Consider the following 15,922-nt stretch of genomic DNA (forward strand, 5'->3'; position numbering starts at 1 on the left):
CCCCGAAGCTAAGCCCCAGCGGCCACGACCTCAAGTCACGCAGGTGTCAAAACACCTGACAATGCGCGGAAGAGCGCCGTTCCATCGGTGCCACCATGGCCTTCATCCGCAGCCCGTTCCGGATGCGGCATCATCCCAAGCACGCGACGGTTGTGCGACAGGATGCCGGCGATATCGCCGCGGGAACCATTTGGGTTCTCGGTGTAGGTGAACGCGATGCGATCTTCATCACGAAGTCTTGCCAAAGTCTCATCATCGGCAAAGTAGTTGCCATCGTGGTGCGCAATCGGAATCCCGATGACGTCACCCGCATTGTAGCCTTCGGTGAATGCGCTGTCGCTTGTTTCCACCTTCAATCCGACGGTGCGGCAGATGTATTTTAGTCCGGCGTTACGCAGAAGCGCGCCCGGCAGGATGCCGGTTTCCGTCAGTATCTGGAAACCATTGCAAACACCAAAAGCATACCCGCCACGCTCGGTGTGTTCGACAACTGCCTTGCAGATCGGCGACTGCGCTGCAATCGCGCCACAACGCAGATAATCGCCATAAGAAAAGCCACCCGGTACGCCGACGATGTCGATGCCTTCTGGCAGTTTGGCGTCCTTGTGCCAGACCATATCGACCTGAAAGCCCGCCTGCTCAAAGGCGACCGCAAGATCTCGGTCACAGTTGGAACCGGGGAAAACGACGACGGCTGCGCGCATAACAGGCACTCCTTGGTCACAAATCAGTGGTTTGGTCGCATCACGACCGAAAAAAGTCAGACCAGTTCGATCTCGTAGCGTTCGATGACCGTGTTGGCCAACAGCTTCTCGCACATCTCAGCCACGTCCGCCTCGGTCGCGCCTTCAGCAAGTTCCAGGTCGATCACCTTGCCCTGACGCACGCCTTCGACCTTGTCGAAACCCATGGCGCCCAATGCGTGACGAACCGCCTCGCCCTGCGGGTCCAGCACCCCGTTCTTGAGCATCACATGCACCCGTGCCTTCATTTTCGCAACTCCACCTGCGGCCCGCGCCCCCGGGGCCAATTCCGTTGCGCGGGGAGATACCCTGCTTATGGTATTTGGACAACCCTCGATAAGACGGACGGATTACCGCAGCCAAGGCAACCCGTCAGTTGATCAGCCGTCAGCGCCTGAGGTCAGACCCGGGTAATGCGCATCGATGGCGTTGAAAGTGCCTGTCAGAACCATCTCGACCGCTACTGCGACCAGTAGAATCGCCATGATCCGGGTCAGCACATTGATCATGGTTTCCCCAAGCAACCGGGAAATCTGGTCCGCAAACAGCAATCCCAGCCCAACAATTGCGCAAGCTATCAGCACGGCAGAGCCCAGAGTTACCATTTCAGCACCATCCGAAAGCTGATGTGAGAAAACGATGGTGATGGCAATGGTTCCCGGACCGATGGTCAGAGGTATCGCCAGCGGAACCACGGCAAAATTGAGTTTCCGCTCCTGCCCTTCGGCGAGTGCGGCCTGATCACCTGCGGGACGGTCTTCGGCATTTAACATCGACATACCAATCCCGAAGATGATGATCCCTCCGGCGATGCGGAAAGAGGGAACATCAATCCCGAAAATCGCCAAAACCTCTTCTCCAATCCCCACGGCAATCAAAGCGATCAAAGTGACCGAAATCATCACGATCAGAGCCACCCTGCGCCGCTCGGGCTTGGTACACTGACTCGTCATGCTCAGGAAAATCGGAATATTATAGAGCGGATTGAATATAGCCAGAACAGCCGCGAGAAACTTCAAGAACACAGCGTGGTCGAACAGTTCGCTCATACCGAGTGTCACCTTGTTAGTAAGCCGGATTAGTTGTCAGCTCTAAACATGCTGCATGACAGTCAAATCTGTCAAATACTTATACAGAATACGAAAAGTGCCGCCTGATAAGTGGCGGCACTTGGATCATTGCAAGTTTGCGCTTGCGGATCAGTTGATCAGCGTAGGTTTCGCGACATTGCTTTTGGGCAAAACGCCCAAACGACGCGCCACCTCGGAATAGGCATCCGTCAGATTGCCCAGATCGCGGCGGAAGACGTCCTTGTCCAGCTTCTGACCGGTTTCAATGTCCCACAAACGGCAACTGTCGGGGCTGATTTCATCGGCAATGATCAAACGCTGGAAATCGCCTTCATATACGCGACCGATCTCGATCTTGAAATCGACCAGACGAATGCCGACAGCCAACATCATACCACTCATGAAGTCATTCACGCGGAGTGCGAGGCTCAGGATGTCGTCCATATCCTGCTGGCTGGCCCAGCCAAAGGCAGCAATGTGCTCTTCGGTAACCAGCGGATCACCGAGCGCGTCGTCCTTATAGCAATATTCGACAATCGGCCGCGGCAATTGCGTGCCTTCGGCGATACCCAGACGTTTGGACATCGAACCAGCGGCGTAATTGCGTACAATTACTTCCAACGGCACGATTTCGCAGCTGCGAACCAATTGCTCGCGCATGTTCAGGCGACGAATGAAATGGGTCGGCACGCCGATCTGGCTCAGACCAGTCATGAAGAACTCGCTCAGACGATTGTTCAGAACGCCTTTGCCGTCGATGACGTCTTTCTTTTCGGCGTTGAACGCAGTGGCATCGTCCTTGAAATACTGCACAATTGTGCCCGGCTCGGGGCCTTCATACAGAATCTTGGCCTTGCCTTCGTAGATCTTTTTGCGACGCGCCATAAGCGAACCTTCCAGTCTGGGGTGTGGGAATGAGTCCCTCTCCTTTGGCGCCCTCATAGTCCAAGCCCCACTTTCTCGCAAGTTCGCAGGCCCGAGGGGCTTTGACGCAGCGCAAATCTCTTGCACCCGGCCTCACGTATAGTCATATCATCAGGAAAGAAATCGTTATCCAAGGGGTCCCTAACCAATGACCACGTTCGACGAACGCGAAAATGCCTTTGAAGCCAAGTTTGCTCATGATGAAGAGATGCAGTTCAAGGCGCAGGCCCGCTGCAACAAACTGCTCGGCCTTTGGGCTGCAGGAAAGTTGGGCAAATCCGGCGCGGACGCCGAAGAATATGCAAAAACCGTAGTGTTGTCCGATTTCGAAGAAGCCGGACACGAGGATGTTGTGCGCAAGGTGGCTGGTGATCTGGGTAGCTTGGCATCGGATGATGAGATCCGTGCGAAGATGGCTGAACTTCTGCCTGAAGCAAAATCGCAGGTTCTCAGCGAAGTTGACTAAGGCATTGCTGCCTTCCTCATGATCTTCATGAGTTTTATGAATTTGATTTGACGCCCCGGTCGTGAGACATGGGGCGTCTCTAAATTTGATCGGCCATGGCGCCCTCTTTTTCGGAATACTCCAATGACAAACGCGCTGAGCAAACTTCTGGAATCCACAGATGCCATCCTCGCGGATGGGGCCACTGGGACCAACCTTTTCAATATGGGTCTTCAATCAGGCGATGCACCTGAGCTCTGGAATGTGGACGCTCCGGATAAAATCCGCGCGCTCTATCAGGGTTCGGTTGATGCGGGCAGCGACCTGTTTCTGACCAATACCTTTGGTGGCACCTCGGCACGACTGAAGCTGCATGATGCGCAAAACCGAGTTGCGGAACTCAACCGCGCCGGAGCTGAACTCGGCCGTGAGGTTGCAGACAAGGCCGGACGCACGATTATCGTCGCAGGGTCAGTTGGCCCGACCGGAGAAATCATGGAACCTGTCGGCAGCCTGTCGCACAGCGAAGCCGTCGAGATGTTCCATGAACAGGCCGAAGCGCTCAAAGCTGGTGGCGTTGATGTTCTTTGGGTCGAAACCATCAGTGCACCTGAGGAATTCCGCGCCGCCGCCGAAGCATTCGCACTGGTCGATATGCCTTGGTGTGGCACCATGAGTTTTGACACTGCGGGACGCACAATGATGGGTGTGACCTCTGCAGATCTGGCACAGTTGGTAGAAACCCTGCCCAACCCACCGATCGCCTTTGGTGCAAACTGCGGCACCGGTGCGTCCGACATTCTGCGGACGGTTCTGGGCTTCGGCGCTCAGGGAACTGAACGTCCTATCATTTCGAAGGGCAATGCGGGCATTCCCAAGTATGTGGATGGGCATATCCACTATGATGGCACGCCAGAGCTTATGGGTGACTATGCCGCTATGGCCCGTGATGCAGGTGCGACAATCATCGGTGGTTGCTGTGGCACCATGCCAACCCACCTGCGCAAGATGCGTGAAGCACTCGATACCCGCCCACGTAGTGAACGCCCGACCCTGGATCAGATCACGGATGCGCTTGGGCCGTTCTCATCGGCATCAGACGGTACGGGCGACGATGCGGCGGCGCCAGAGCGCCGCACACGTAAGCGCCGTCGCGCTTAAAGTTTACTGGATTAACGCCCCTCGAATTTCGCGGGGCGTTTTTCCAAGAATGCTACAACACCTTCCGCAAAATCACGTGTCCGGCCGCAATCGCCCTGCAAATGCGCCTCGGTCGCCAATTGCTGCGGAAGCGTTTTGTCATAGGTGCCACGGATTGCTTGTTTGATCGCACCAAACCCAGCGGTTGGTCCATTGGCCAGGTACTCTGCGCGCTTGCGCCAATGGGTGGCAAAATCTGCGTCAGCAACCGCTTCCCAGATCAAACCCCAGTCATCCGCCTGCCGTGCGCTGATCTTTTCCGCAAACAATGCAGCCCCCATCGCCTTGGCAAAACCCATCTGACGCGGCATGAACCATGTACCGCCAGCATCAGGCAAAAGGCCAATGCGGGCGAAGGCCTGAAGGAAGTATGCACTCTCAGTCGCAATCACGACATCGGCACATAATGCAAGGTTGGCCCCTGCCCCCGCTGCCGGACCATTCACCGCTGCAATGGTGGGAACAGGGCAATCGTACACGGCTTCGAGCATGGGCTCGTACTCATCACGCAAAGCACGCTCAAGATCAATCTTCCCGGTGCTGGATGCGTCACCCAGATCCTGCCCCGAACAGAACGCGGGCCCTGCGCCGGTTAGCACAATTGCACGTGCATGCCGTGCTGCATGTTTCATCGCATGCGTAATCTCGGCGCGCATCTGAGTTGTCAGTGCATTCATCTTGTCGGGCCGATTCAATGTCAGCACCGCCAATCCATCAGTGATATCCAGAAGGATCGCTTCGTATTCCATAAAAAACCTCATCTGCGCAGAGCTTTGTCAGACCCTGACGCAGTTACCATGGAAGGGAAAGTGGAACCACGCGTCAGTCTTCGAGAATTTGGCGCAGGCGCTCTTTTTCGTCATCGCTCAATGCGTCGACGTTCCCGGAAACTTGTTTGGCTGAGCGCGAACGCAGAAAGCTCCACCCTACAACAGCCGCAATCAACAGCATGATCGGACCAGCCAGCCATAACAGAAGATTGGAGCCAGACGTTGTGGGTTTCAGCAGGACGTACTCACCATAGCGATCAACGATGAATTCGATCGCCTCTTCATCCGTATCGCCTGCGACCAGACGTTCCCGAACAAGCAAACGAAGATCGCGCGCCAGATCGGCATTGCTTTCATCGATGCTTTCGTTTCGGCAAACAAGACAGCGCAACCCCGTGCTCAGATCACGCGCCCGCTCCTCAAGTACGGGGTCGTCAAGTACTTCATCAGGCTGAACCGCCAGCAGTGGCGTGGCGACAATCATCAATATCAGGACAAGACGTTTCATTCCGCCGGCACTCCTGAGGCGGTTGACTTACGAGCTCCCGCCGCAACCCTGAACCTGCGGTCAGACAGGCTGAGCACGCCGCCGAGGGCCATCAGAATACATCCACCCCAGATCCAGTTCGCCAGCGGTTTGATGTAGGTACGTACAACCCAACCGCCATCAGCCTGCTGATCACCGATCACGACATAGAGATCTCGCAGGAACCGGTAGTCAATTGCAGCCTCAGTCGTGGGCATCCGTGCTACCGGGTAGTCCCGCTTTTCAGGATGCAATGTGGCGATCGGGCGACCATCTTTTTCTGCCGCTATGTCGGCCATGGTCGAAAAATAATTTGGCCCCTGAACGCGTTTTACGTCCTGCAGGGTCAAAGTGTATTGCCCTACCTCAAACGGTTGTCCCGGTTGGACGACGCGAATGTCCTCTACTTCCCATGCAGTCAGACCAGCGATTGCGAACATGGTGACGCCCAGCCCGGTATGCGCCACGGCCTTGCCCCAGTCAGCACCGGGCAGGCGCAGCAAGCGCTTGAAACTGCCATTGCGGCCCGTGCGGCTCCACAGATCAACAATGGCACCAAAGGTAATCCATGCCCCAAGGAACAACCCGATCGGACCCATCGCGCTGCGCCCTGTCTGCATAACCCAAACCAGCAGCGCCAGCGCAACAGCCAGAATGAACGCATATCGCAGCGACCAGGCAGCACGTCCCAGTTTTCCACGCTTCCAAGGCAGGATCGCGCCAATCGGCAAGGCAATCCCCAATGCAATCATGAACGGTGTAAATGCCGAATTGAAGAATGGTGCACCAACCGACAATTTCCGGTCAAAAGCCATCTCGGCAACCATCGGCCACATCGTACCGACGAACACGACAAAACAGCTTACAGCCAGCAGGATATTGTTCAAAATCAGCGCGCTCTCCCGGCTGACCATGCCAAACACACCTTTGGCCTCCATCGCCTGAGCGCGAGCTGCAAACAGAGTCAGCGCGCCACCGATGAAGATCACCAGAATGAACAGAATGAACACACCCCGTTCAGGATCGTTCGCGAACGCGTGTACCGAAGTCAGCAAACCGGATCGGACAATGAACGTTCCGATCAGCGAAAAACCGAACGCAATGATCGCCAGCAGGATGGTCCAGCTTTTCAGAGCCTCCCGCTTTTCAACTACGATCGCCGAATGCAGAAGCGCCGCCGCCAGCAGCCATGGCATGAAAGAGGCGTTCTCAACCGGGTCCCAGAACCAGAAACCGCCCCAACCCAGCTCGTAATAGGCCCACCACGACCCCAATGCGATACCAATGGTCAGGAAGATCCAGGCAGCAAGCGTCCAAGGGCGTACCCAACGCCCCCACGCAGCATCAATGCGGCCCTCAATCAACGCAGCAACTGCAAAGCTGAATGCCATACTCAAGCCAACGTAACCCAGATAGAGGAATGGCGGATGAAAGGCCAAACCCGGATCCTGTAGCAATGGGTTCAGATCCCGCCCATCAAAGGGTGCTACTACCAGTCGGTCGAACGGGTTCGAAGTAAACAGGATAAACGCGAAAAACGCCACTCCGATCGCAGCCTGAACCGACAGAACACGTGCCTTCAAGGTTGGCGGCAAGCCCCCTCCAAATATAGCGGCCATGGCGCCAAACAGCGCGACGATCAACACCCAAAGCAGCATGGAACCCTCGTGGTTCCCCCATGTGCCGCTGATCTTGTACAGCATCGGCTTTGCCGAATGGCTGTTTTCGACGACGATACGGAGCGAGAAGTCGGATGTGACGAACGCCCAGACCAGTGCGCCGAAAGCAAAGGCTGTCAGGATGAACTGAGATATTGCCGCAGGTTCAGCAAATACCATCCAGCCAGTCCAACGTTTTGCCGCCCCGATCAGGGGGACTACGCTTTGGACGATGGCTACAAAAAAGGCTAGGATCAGTGCGAAGTGGCCGAGCTCTGTAATCATGGCCAAGGGTATAATCCTGTCTCCGGGCAAGCGCCAATCACTTTCGCCCGGAAACAGCGCACATAGTGTCGCGGCTCAGGGTCGCCTTAACTGTCTCCAGTCCTCGAGTGCCCGGTTCGCATCCGGTTGCGCTACATCGATTTTTTGCTGAGCGTCGTGACCCGGATCCGCAGCACCCGGAGTATCGTTGCGCAATCGATCGAGCGCCTCGAGATTGGCCACCACAGCCGGCGCACGAACCATAGTCGCGGTGATCTCTCGCTGCAAATCCTGAACTTTGGCCTGATGCCGAGCGCCAAAATAGAAAGAGACGATCACCCCCAGCAGCCACCACAGAGGTTCGGGGACCAATGCGATGCCCTGCATCCGCTCGGCAAACCACAATGGATCGACCATGGCTGCCCCGAACAATCCCAGCGTCCCCAAAGCAAGTGCGGGCCGAGGCAATCGGTTCAGGCCGTCCATAAAGCGGTCAAAGCCACTCTTTCCGGACGTATGAAATTCTGCCCCGAATTGCGTCATGGCCTGCGCCCGCATGGTCGCGCTTCGCTCTGCCCCGGCTTCGGTATTTTCACGAAACACTTCGGCAGTTTCGCGCACGACATTGCGCCCGTTTCCGAACAGAAAACCCAACAAGCCAGAAATCAATCCCATCCTGAAACCCTCATTTGAAACTCTGCGTCGCTAAGGTGGTAGGTCGGCGAAAGAAATTCCTCAGCCCGTTTGATCCATCCGCCTTTGCCACCAGACCGACTGCGCGCATATTTTCTCGAGGCAGGTCTGCGGTCTGCCAATCTGAAATAGTAGTTCCGCCTTGCAACGCCATACGCATCCCGCAACGCAATCGGATTTGGATCAGCGGCCGAATGAGATGCCTGAGCGGTCTGCGGCCCCAGAGCACCATCCACGTTCACCTCAAATCCCATTTCTCGGAGAAGCCGTTGCAGGATTTTCACCGCCTGCGCGCCTGCGTTTACATACATGTCAAACAAAGAAGGTTGCAGCGTTTCGGGCAGCAGTTCTATGCGCGGTTTGCGATAATAGTGGGTCAGAAAAACATCCACTGCCTGATCGCGTGTCAAAGCGCGAACGTCGGCACGATTCACCATACCGTTGTGATCCAGATCCAAACCCAACCGCCGCATGGTGTGAATTGTCACACCGTATTTGGTCGCCCCACCTGGATCATCGGGATCATCCACAAATCCCCCTTCACGCGCCACAATCCCTTGGGCAATCTGACGAACCGTCTGCATGCAACAACCTCCGCTTGACTCTGCAAACGGTCAGACAACTTCATTAAGACAGCCGAAATAATGAGGGCGCTGCAGGTCTTTCCCTGGCAACGCCCCTTTGGTCATCCATCCATGGATTTCAGATGAAAATCAGCCCTCGTCGGCCTCTTTGTAAACACCTTGTTCTTTCAACGCATCCACGACCTCTTTCGGCATGTATGTCTCATCGTGTTTTGCAAGGATTTCAGTTGCTTCGAACACACCGTTCACGTAGCTTCCGGTGCCCACCATACCCTGATTTTCAGAAAACAGATCAGGCAGCACCCCGGTAAATGATACCGGAACGCTCTCGCCCCCATCCGTAACAACAAAGCGGACAGTTTCACCTTGCCCGCGGATGATAGAGCCTTGTTCAACCAGTCCTCCGATGCGAAACACTTCGGTTGGTTGTGGCGGCTCAGCAATAACCTGGCTGGGTGAACGGAAGAAATTGATGCCGTCCCGCATGGCATACCCAATCAACGCCGTCGACAAAGCCAAGGCAACAACGGCCAGAACTATGATCTGTACACGACGACGTTTCTTGAGTGTTTTCATACCGCCCTCACGGAAATAGAGGGGCCATCATCAGCCCCTGGGTCTCAGCCTCACCTAACATCAGGTTGGCATTCTGCAAGGCTTGCCCGCTGCTACCTTTTGTCAGGTTATCCAATGCTGCGATCACAATGGCGCGACGTTCGATCCGATCCGCAGCCACACCGATATGACAGAAGTTGGAGCCCCGGACATGGTGGGTCGACGGTGCCTCGCCAAATGGCAACATCTGGATGAATGGTTCATTTTCGTAGGTGGCGCACAGCGTCTCATAAACACTTTGCGGATCACCTTTCACATAGGTGGTCGCCAGAATGCCCCGGTTGGCTGGAATCAGGTGCGGTGTAAACTGCACATGCACAGTCCGCCCGGCCAGCTTGGAGAACTCCTGATCGAATTCACCTAGATGCCGGTGCGATCCGCCGATGGCGTAGGCATTGGCCCCTTCGCTCAATTCTGCATGCAGCAGGTTTTCCTTCAGCGACCGCCCTGCCCCTGAAACAGCGCATTTCAAGTCGAGAATGATATCATCCAGATCAATCACCCCCGCAGAAATAAGGGGCCGCAAGACATACTGCCCGGTTGCGGCATTACAACCGGTTCCGGCAACAAGCCGGGCATTGCGGATTTCTTCCCGATAGAACTCGGTCAGACCGTACACAGCCTCTTCCTGTTGTTCGAGCGCCGTATGAGGATTGCCGTACCACTTCTCGTATTCCTCAGCATCCTGCAGCCTGAAATCGGCCGAAAGATCGATGATCTTCAGTGTCTTGGGCAAGTCACGGATGACCTCTTGGCTGGTTTTGTGCGGCAGCGCGCAGAAACATAGATCAACCTTGGAAAAGTCGATCTGAGAGATTTTGCACAGCACCGGCAGATCTAGATGCCGCAGATGGGGAAAGACCTGTGCCATGGATTGACCGGCTTTGCGCTCGGCCGCCAAAGCCACGATTTCCATGTTCGGGTGCTCGGCGATCAGCCGCACCAGTTCCGCACCGGTATAGCCGGACGCGCCAAGGATTGCGATTTTATGGGTCATGTCAGACCTCTTTGTATTTGAGTGTCATACGTATCGATCGCCGATGTGACGATCATCGAACTACAGAATCAATGCGGCTGTTTCCTTGACCTAAGTCAGGCCGCCTCAAATGCGATTTGTCGTCGGAGGAATTGCGTTGCGCGATCGCTGACAAAGTCCGGTTTACCGGTTGTCACGAATCCACCCTCGCCGGTCCCCAGCATATTTGGATGGCGCTGCAGATAGTCGGCAAGACTTTGAGCAACCAAATCACCCTGGCTGAAAACCTGGACATCTGGCCCAAGCGCTTTCTGGAATGTTTCGGCCATCAGCGGATAGTGGGTGCAGCCCAAAATAGCTGCCTGCGGTTCGGGCATCTTGCGTTTCAGCGCATCGACATGGGACCGGACCAATGCCTCGGCCAGGATCATGTCCCCGTCTTCGATCGCGTCAACGACGCCGCCGCAGGACTGGGCCTCAACATCCACGCCGATTGCACGGAATGCGAGCTCCCGCTGAAAGGCACGGCTCGATACGGTTGCGGGTGTCGCAAACAACGCCACGTGCTTGACCGCCACTTCGCGAGGTGGACTGTTGTCGCCCCATTGCCGCTCGGTCAGGGCTTCGATCAGTGGCACGAACACGCCCAAAACGCGTTTGCCTTCTGGTACACCTTCTTCCTGCATCCGGCGCAGCGCGGCGGCGCTCGCTGTGTTACAGGCGAGAATCACCAGATCGCACCCACGCGACCACAGATCGGATACTGCCTTGCGGGTGAGTTGATAGATATCTTCTGCATCGCGCACGCCGTAAGGCGCGTGTGCGCTATCCGCAAAATACAGAAAATCAACGTCCGACAGACGTTTCTGAGCTGCGTCCAGGACGGTCAGACCGCCCAACCCGGAATCAAAGATACCTACTGCCATTTGCCCCTTCAGGCGCGATGCCGTTCCTCAAATTCATAACCGTAGTCATACGACTTCAACGGCTTTGGAGACAGCTCATACGTGGCTTTGCGCAGGAAATCCATCATCTTGCGCGTATCCTTCGCCAGCGGGTCCAATACGTCGCGGCCAATGGGCTCTCCGATCACGACTTTTACAGGTGTATCGACACGCTTTTTGAACTCTTTGATAAGCAAACCCATGCGAAGGGTATAATGAAGATGGCTTGCGATCTGGAACAAACGTGACGTGTGACCATCGAAGAAAACCGGCACAACAGTAGCATTGGATTTTGCCACCATACGTGCGGTGAAACCACGCCAACCTGGATCCATTGGGTGTGAGAATGGCTTGACTGCCGTGCTGACTGTCCCGCCAGGAAATATTCCGATGGCCCCACCCTCGCCCAGATAATTCAACGCGTTTTTGCGGGTTTCCAGGTTCAGCTTCATGGCCTCCTTGGTTTCGTCAAACGAGATCGGCAAGATAATTCGGTTCAGGTCTTCGGCCTTGCGAAACACGTGGTTCGCCAGAATGCGAAAATCGCCACGAGCCTGAGACAAGATGTGACCCATCATCAAACCATCAAGAATTCCGTAGGGATGGTTCGCGATCAGGATCAGTGGCCTGTCCTTTGGTATGTTCGTCAGCGATCCCCCGACCACATCCAGCGACAGTCCATAACGTTCGACCATAACGGACCAGAAGTCGCGACCGTTGACCACCTCTTGCTCATATCCGTCCGCACGCTTGATCAGGCGCAGACGGCCTGTTGTGTTTTCCATAAGCTTGATGACCATTCTGCCGCCTTTGGTTTCGGCAGAATAGGCATAAGAAATGTCACGAGCGACGTGGCGGCGCGAGGGCATAAAGGTCTCCGGTTTGCTGCCTGCTACATAGGTTGTCGCAACAGTTTTGCCTAGCTTGCATGACAGTCCTGTGACGATCTACTCGGCCGCCTCCTTGAGCTTTTCGCCACCTTGCCGAATTGCCGCAAGCAATTCCTCGCGCCGTTTGGCAGCCTTGGTCTCATTGGCAATCAATACCGGGCCAAACCCACGAATATCCAAGGGAAGTCGACCTAGAGCTGCAATAGCGTCTTTTGTCTCGGGCGAAAGCTTCGGCAATACCTCTTTCATGTCCTTTTCGTACTGCCGGATCAGCGCGCGTTCCATGCGCCGTTCAGCACTGTATCCAAAGATATCGAGCGGCGTCCCACGCAAACCCTTCATTTTGGCCATCAGCTTAAGCGGCCCTGACAGCCATTCACCAAAGGCGCGTTTACGAGGGCGACCATCAGACCCCTTACCACCCAGAATAGGCGGCGCGAGATGGAAGGTCATCTTGAAGTCACCATCAAATTCAGCCGCAGCCTTTTCACGGCTACTCAGCAACAAACGCGCGACTTCGTATTCATCCTTGTAGGACAACAGCTTGTGATATCCTTTGGCGACCGCTTCCTTAACCTCACGGTCCTCAATGGCGTCAACAAGCTTGCGATAGCGCTTGGCAAGTCGGTTCCCTTGATAAGCCGTCAAATGCTCCGCACGCAGATCAATCTTCTGATCCAGTGTTTTCGGCAGTTCGGTCACGCCAGGTTTCAGGATTTTGTCTACTTCATCTGGGTGCAAAACGGCCCAGCGACCAACCTCGAAGGCCCGTTTGTTCCGTTCGATTGCAGCACCATTCAGTTCTATAGCCTGCAGAATGGCCTTATGGCTGACCGGAAGCAGTCCACGTTGCCAGGCTGCACCAAAGACCATCATGTTGGAATAGATCGAGTCACCCATCACCGCACGTGCCAGATCGGTGGCGTCGAACAGATCCAGCCCATCTTTCAGGCGGGCCTCGAGGGCCAGTTCCAAGCGGTCGCTTGGAATATTGAATTCGGTATCCCGTGTGAAATCGCCTGTGATGATTTCGTGGTTGTTGACCACGGCGCCTGTCTGGCCGGTTTGCGTCAGACCTAACGTCTTGGCCCCGGCCGACACTACGAGATCACCACCGATTAACGCGTGCGCCTCTCCGGTTGCCACACGGATGGCGCTGATATCTTCGGGTTTGTTGGCTAGTCTGCAGTGGATATGAACCGCACCGCCCTTTTGGGCGAGGCCAGCCATTTCCATCATACCAGCGCCCTTGCCGTCGATCTGGGCAGCCTGCGCCAAAACCGCGCCGATGGTGACAACACCCGTACCGCCAACGCCCGTGATGACTACGTTATGCGTTCCCTTGATCACCGGCAGAGACGGATCTGGCAAGTCTGGCAGGTCCAGATCGGTTGTAGCCTCCTTGCGGATTTTTGCACCTTCGAGCGTCACGAACGATGGGCAGAACCCGCTGAGACAAGAAAAGTCCTTGTTACAGCTTGACTGATCAATCGCACGCTTTCGGCCTAGTTCAGTCTCTTTTGGAACAATCGAAACACAGTTGGACTGAACGCCGCAATCACCGCAGCCTTCGCAGATATCGGTGTTGATGAATACCCGCTTGTCCGGATCAGGAAAGCTGCCCCGCTTGCGGCGGCGACGTTTTTCAGCGGCACATGTCTGGATGTATACGAGGACAGACACGCCCTCTATCTCTCGGAATTTTTCCTGAACGCTCATCAGGTCAGCGCGCTCAAATGTTTCCACGTCTGACGGTAACGCCTTGAAGTTCACATCTTCCTTCTCGTCGTAGACCACCGCCACATGGCGCACGCCCATGGCTTTGACCTCACGAACGATGCGCTCGGCAGTCAGATCACCTTCGTTATCCTGCCCGCCGGTCATTGCAACGGCATCATTGAACAGGATTTTGAAGGTAATGTTGGTTCCTGCAGACAAGGCTGCGCGAATGGCCTGAACACCCGAGTGGTTGTAGGTACCGTCGCCAAGGTTCTGGAACACATGCTTTGTGGTCGAGAAAGGCTCCTCACCGATCCAGTTGGCACCCTCACCACCCATCTGGGTGAAGCCGGTGGTATTCCGATCCATCCACTGCACCATGTAGTGGCACCCGATCCCAGCATAGGCACGGCTGCCATCTGGTACTTTGGTCGAACTGTTATGCGGGCAACCCGAACAGAAATAGGGCAGACGGGTCGCAATCTCTTGCGCGTTGTCAGCTCGGCGTGCCTGGTTCAATTGGTCCAGACCGGCACGGACACCGTCGGTATCACGCCCCTCCTCAATCAGGATTTCGCCCAGTTTTTCCGCAATCATGATCGGGTCGAGCGCGCCTCGGGTCGGGAACAGCTCTTCACGATGCAATGTGCCTGCTCCACCCTTATACCAACCGTACACCCGGCGCCCGCGACGGTCGTCGAAGATCGCTTCCTTAACCTGCACCTCAATCAGCTTGCGCTTTTCTTCGACGATAATGATCAGGTCCAGCCCTTCGGCCCAGTCGTGGAACCCCTTCATATCAAGCGGGAAAGTCTGCCCGATCTTGTAGGTGGTAATCCCAAGTCTTTCGGCCTCATTCTCGTCGATGTTCAGCAGCGACATGGCATGGACAAGATCCAGCCAGTTCTTGCCTGCAGCGGCGATACCGATCTTGGCCCCGGATTTACCCCAAACCCGGCGATCCAGCCTATTGGCATGAGAAAAAGTCTCAGCCGCAAAGCGCTTGTAATCAATAACCCGTGTTTCCTGCAGATGTGGTGTGTCACCCAATCTGATGTTCAAACCACCCTCAGGCATGTCGAACTCGGGTGTGACAAGCCGCATACGATCTGGGCGACCATCGACAACCGAGGTTACTTCGATCGTATCCTTCATGGTCTTCAAACCAACCCAGACACCTGCAAACCGGCTGAGTGCGAAACCATAGATACCGTAATCAAGGATTTCCTGTACGCCCGCCGGGCTGACCACCGGCATATACATATCGACCAATGACCATTCGGATTGATGCAACACAGTCGAGCTTTCACCCGTGTGATCGTCGCCCATGGCCATCAGGACACCGCCATGCTTGCCGGTTCCTGCCATGTTCGCGTGACGCATCACGTCGCCGGAACGGTCAACCCCGGGTCCTTTGCCGTACCAAAGACCAAAAACGCCATCGAACTTGCCATCTCCACGCAACCCGGCTTGCTGGCTTCCCCACAAAGCGGTCGCCGCCAGATCCTCATTCAATCCAAACTGAAAAGTGACGTCATTCTCGGCAAGCTGCTTTTGCGCCCGCGACATTTGCAGGTCTACCGCGCCCAAAGGTGATCCCCGGTACCCAGTGACCAGACCGGCGGTATTCAACCCGGCATCACGGTCACGCGCCTTTTGCATCATCATGAGGCGAACAAGCGCTTGCGTCCCGTTCAGAAGAACAGGGCTTTTGGATAGATCGAAACGGTCGTTGAGCGATATTTTCGGCTGACTCATCTGACGTCTCCCCTCGTCGGATTAGTGTGCTGTATTTGTAAACATTTTAGGTCATAAAAGCTGACCTGTATAGTGATTTTCCCCTATTGCGTAACGATTTCGCCGTTTGAATGTGGAATTTGTTACCTCTTTCATATAGGGCT

16 protein-coding genes are annotated in these 15,922 nt (G+C 55.5%); 2 read left to right on the forward strand and 14 right to left on the reverse strand.

Annotated elements, in window-relative coordinates; translation table 11 throughout:
• Positions 1 to 35 precede the first annotated feature (35 nt).
• The 4 genes from purQ to purC form a co-directional block, all read right to left on the reverse strand.
• A complete protein-coding gene (gene purQ, locus E1297_RS36725; protein ID WP_155146992.1) occupies positions 36 to 704 on the reverse strand; it encodes a phosphoribosylformylglycinamidine synthase subunit PurQ in 669 nt (222 codons plus the stop codon).
• 56 nt (positions 705 to 760) lie between these two features.
• Entirely contained in the window at positions 761 to 991 is a 231-nt protein-coding gene (purS, locus tag E1297_RS36730; RefSeq protein ID WP_155146994.1) for a phosphoribosylformylglycinamidine synthase subunit PurS, read from the reverse strand.
• A gap of 132 nt (positions 992 to 1,123) precedes the next feature.
• Positions 1,124 to 1,792, reverse strand: coding sequence for a MarC family protein (locus tag E1297_RS36735; protein ID WP_155146996.1), 669 nt, complete (start codon positions 1,790 to 1,792; stop codon positions 1,124 to 1,126).
• A gap of 150 nt (positions 1,793 to 1,942) precedes the next feature.
• Positions 1,943 to 2,698 carry a phosphoribosylaminoimidazolesuccinocarboxamide synthase gene (gene purC / locus E1297_RS36740; protein WP_155146998.1) on the reverse strand — a complete coding sequence of 252 codons (756 nt, stop codon included), beginning with the start codon at positions 2,696 to 2,698 and terminating at the stop codon, positions 1,943 to 1,945.
• A 187-nt stretch (positions 2,699 to 2,885) separates the two neighbouring features.
• On the opposite strand from purC, the gene E1297_RS36745 reads away from it, so the two are divergent.
• Positions 2,886 to 3,203: a DUF1476 domain-containing protein gene (locus tag E1297_RS36745; RefSeq protein WP_155147000.1), complete on the forward strand. Its 318-nt coding sequence runs from the start codon at positions 2,886 to 2,888 to the stop codon at positions 3,201 to 3,203.
• 123 nt (positions 3,204 to 3,326) lie between these two features.
• On the forward strand, positions 3,327 to 4,343 hold the full coding sequence (gene bmt, locus E1297_RS36750) for a betaine--homocysteine S-methyltransferase (RefSeq protein ID WP_155147002.1): 1,017 nt from the start codon (positions 3,327 to 3,329) through the stop codon (positions 4,341 to 4,343).
• 11 nt (positions 4,344 to 4,354) lie between these two features.
• Here bmt and E1297_RS36755 read toward each other — a convergent pair whose 3' ends face one another.
• From E1297_RS36755 to E1297_RS36800, 10 genes are all read right to left on the reverse strand, one after another.
• A complete protein-coding gene (locus E1297_RS36755) occupies positions 4,355 to 5,131 on the reverse strand; it encodes an enoyl-CoA hydratase-related protein (protein ID WP_155147004.1) in 777 nt (258 codons plus the stop codon).
• A gap of 73 nt (positions 5,132 to 5,204) precedes the next feature.
• Positions 5,205 to 5,660 (reverse strand): cytochrome c-type biogenesis protein, encoded by a 456-nt coding sequence (locus E1297_RS36760; RefSeq protein WP_155147006.1) that lies wholly within the window; start codon positions 5,658 to 5,660, stop codon positions 5,205 to 5,207.
• Positions 5,657 to 7,621 (reverse strand): heme lyase CcmF/NrfE family subunit, encoded by a 1,965-nt coding sequence (locus tag E1297_RS36765; protein WP_155147230.1) that lies wholly within the window; start codon positions 7,619 to 7,621, stop codon positions 5,657 to 5,659. The genes E1297_RS36760 and E1297_RS36765 overlap by 4 nt, the downstream gene beginning before the upstream one ends.
• A 75-nt stretch (positions 7,622 to 7,696) precedes the next feature.
• Positions 7,697 to 8,275 (reverse strand): holin family protein, encoded by a 579-nt coding sequence (locus tag E1297_RS36770; RefSeq protein ID WP_155147008.1) that lies wholly within the window; start codon positions 8,273 to 8,275, stop codon positions 7,697 to 7,699.
• The gene (locus E1297_RS36775) at positions 8,266 to 8,877 is read right to left on the reverse strand and encodes a holin-associated N-acetylmuramidase (protein WP_155147010.1); all 612 of its coding nucleotides are present in this window, start codon (positions 8,875 to 8,877) and stop codon (positions 8,266 to 8,268) included. The genes E1297_RS36770 and E1297_RS36775 overlap by 10 nt, the downstream gene beginning before the upstream one ends.
• Before the next feature lie 129 nt (positions 8,878 to 9,006).
• Positions 9,007 to 9,453 (reverse strand): cytochrome c maturation protein CcmE, encoded by a 447-nt coding sequence (gene ccmE, locus E1297_RS36780; protein ID WP_155147012.1) that lies wholly within the window; start codon positions 9,451 to 9,453, stop codon positions 9,007 to 9,009.
• A gap of 7 nt (positions 9,454 to 9,460) precedes the next feature.
• Entirely contained in the window at positions 9,461 to 10,489 is a 1,029-nt protein-coding gene (gene argC / locus E1297_RS36785) for an N-acetyl-gamma-glutamyl-phosphate reductase (protein WP_155147014.1), read from the reverse strand.
• Between the two features lie 95 nt (positions 10,490 to 10,584).
• Positions 10,585 to 11,394 carry a glutamate racemase gene (locus E1297_RS36790; protein ID WP_155147015.1) on the reverse strand — a complete coding sequence of 270 codons (810 nt, stop codon included), beginning with the start codon at positions 11,392 to 11,394 and terminating at the stop codon, positions 10,585 to 10,587.
• An 8-nt stretch (positions 11,395 to 11,402) separates the two neighbouring features.
• Positions 11,403 to 12,281, reverse strand: a complete 879-nt coding sequence (locus E1297_RS36795; protein WP_155147017.1) for a lysophospholipid acyltransferase family protein — start codon at positions 12,279 to 12,281, stop codon at positions 11,403 to 11,405.
• 78 nt (positions 12,282 to 12,359) lie between these two features.
• Complete coding sequence (locus tag E1297_RS36800) at positions 12,360 to 15,779, reverse strand: indolepyruvate ferredoxin oxidoreductase family protein (protein WP_155147019.1); 3,420 nt, start codon at positions 15,777 to 15,779, stop codon at positions 12,360 to 12,362.
• Positions 15,780 to 15,922 lie beyond the last annotated feature (143 nt).

Source organism: Roseibium sp. RKSG952 (assembly GCF_009711355.1).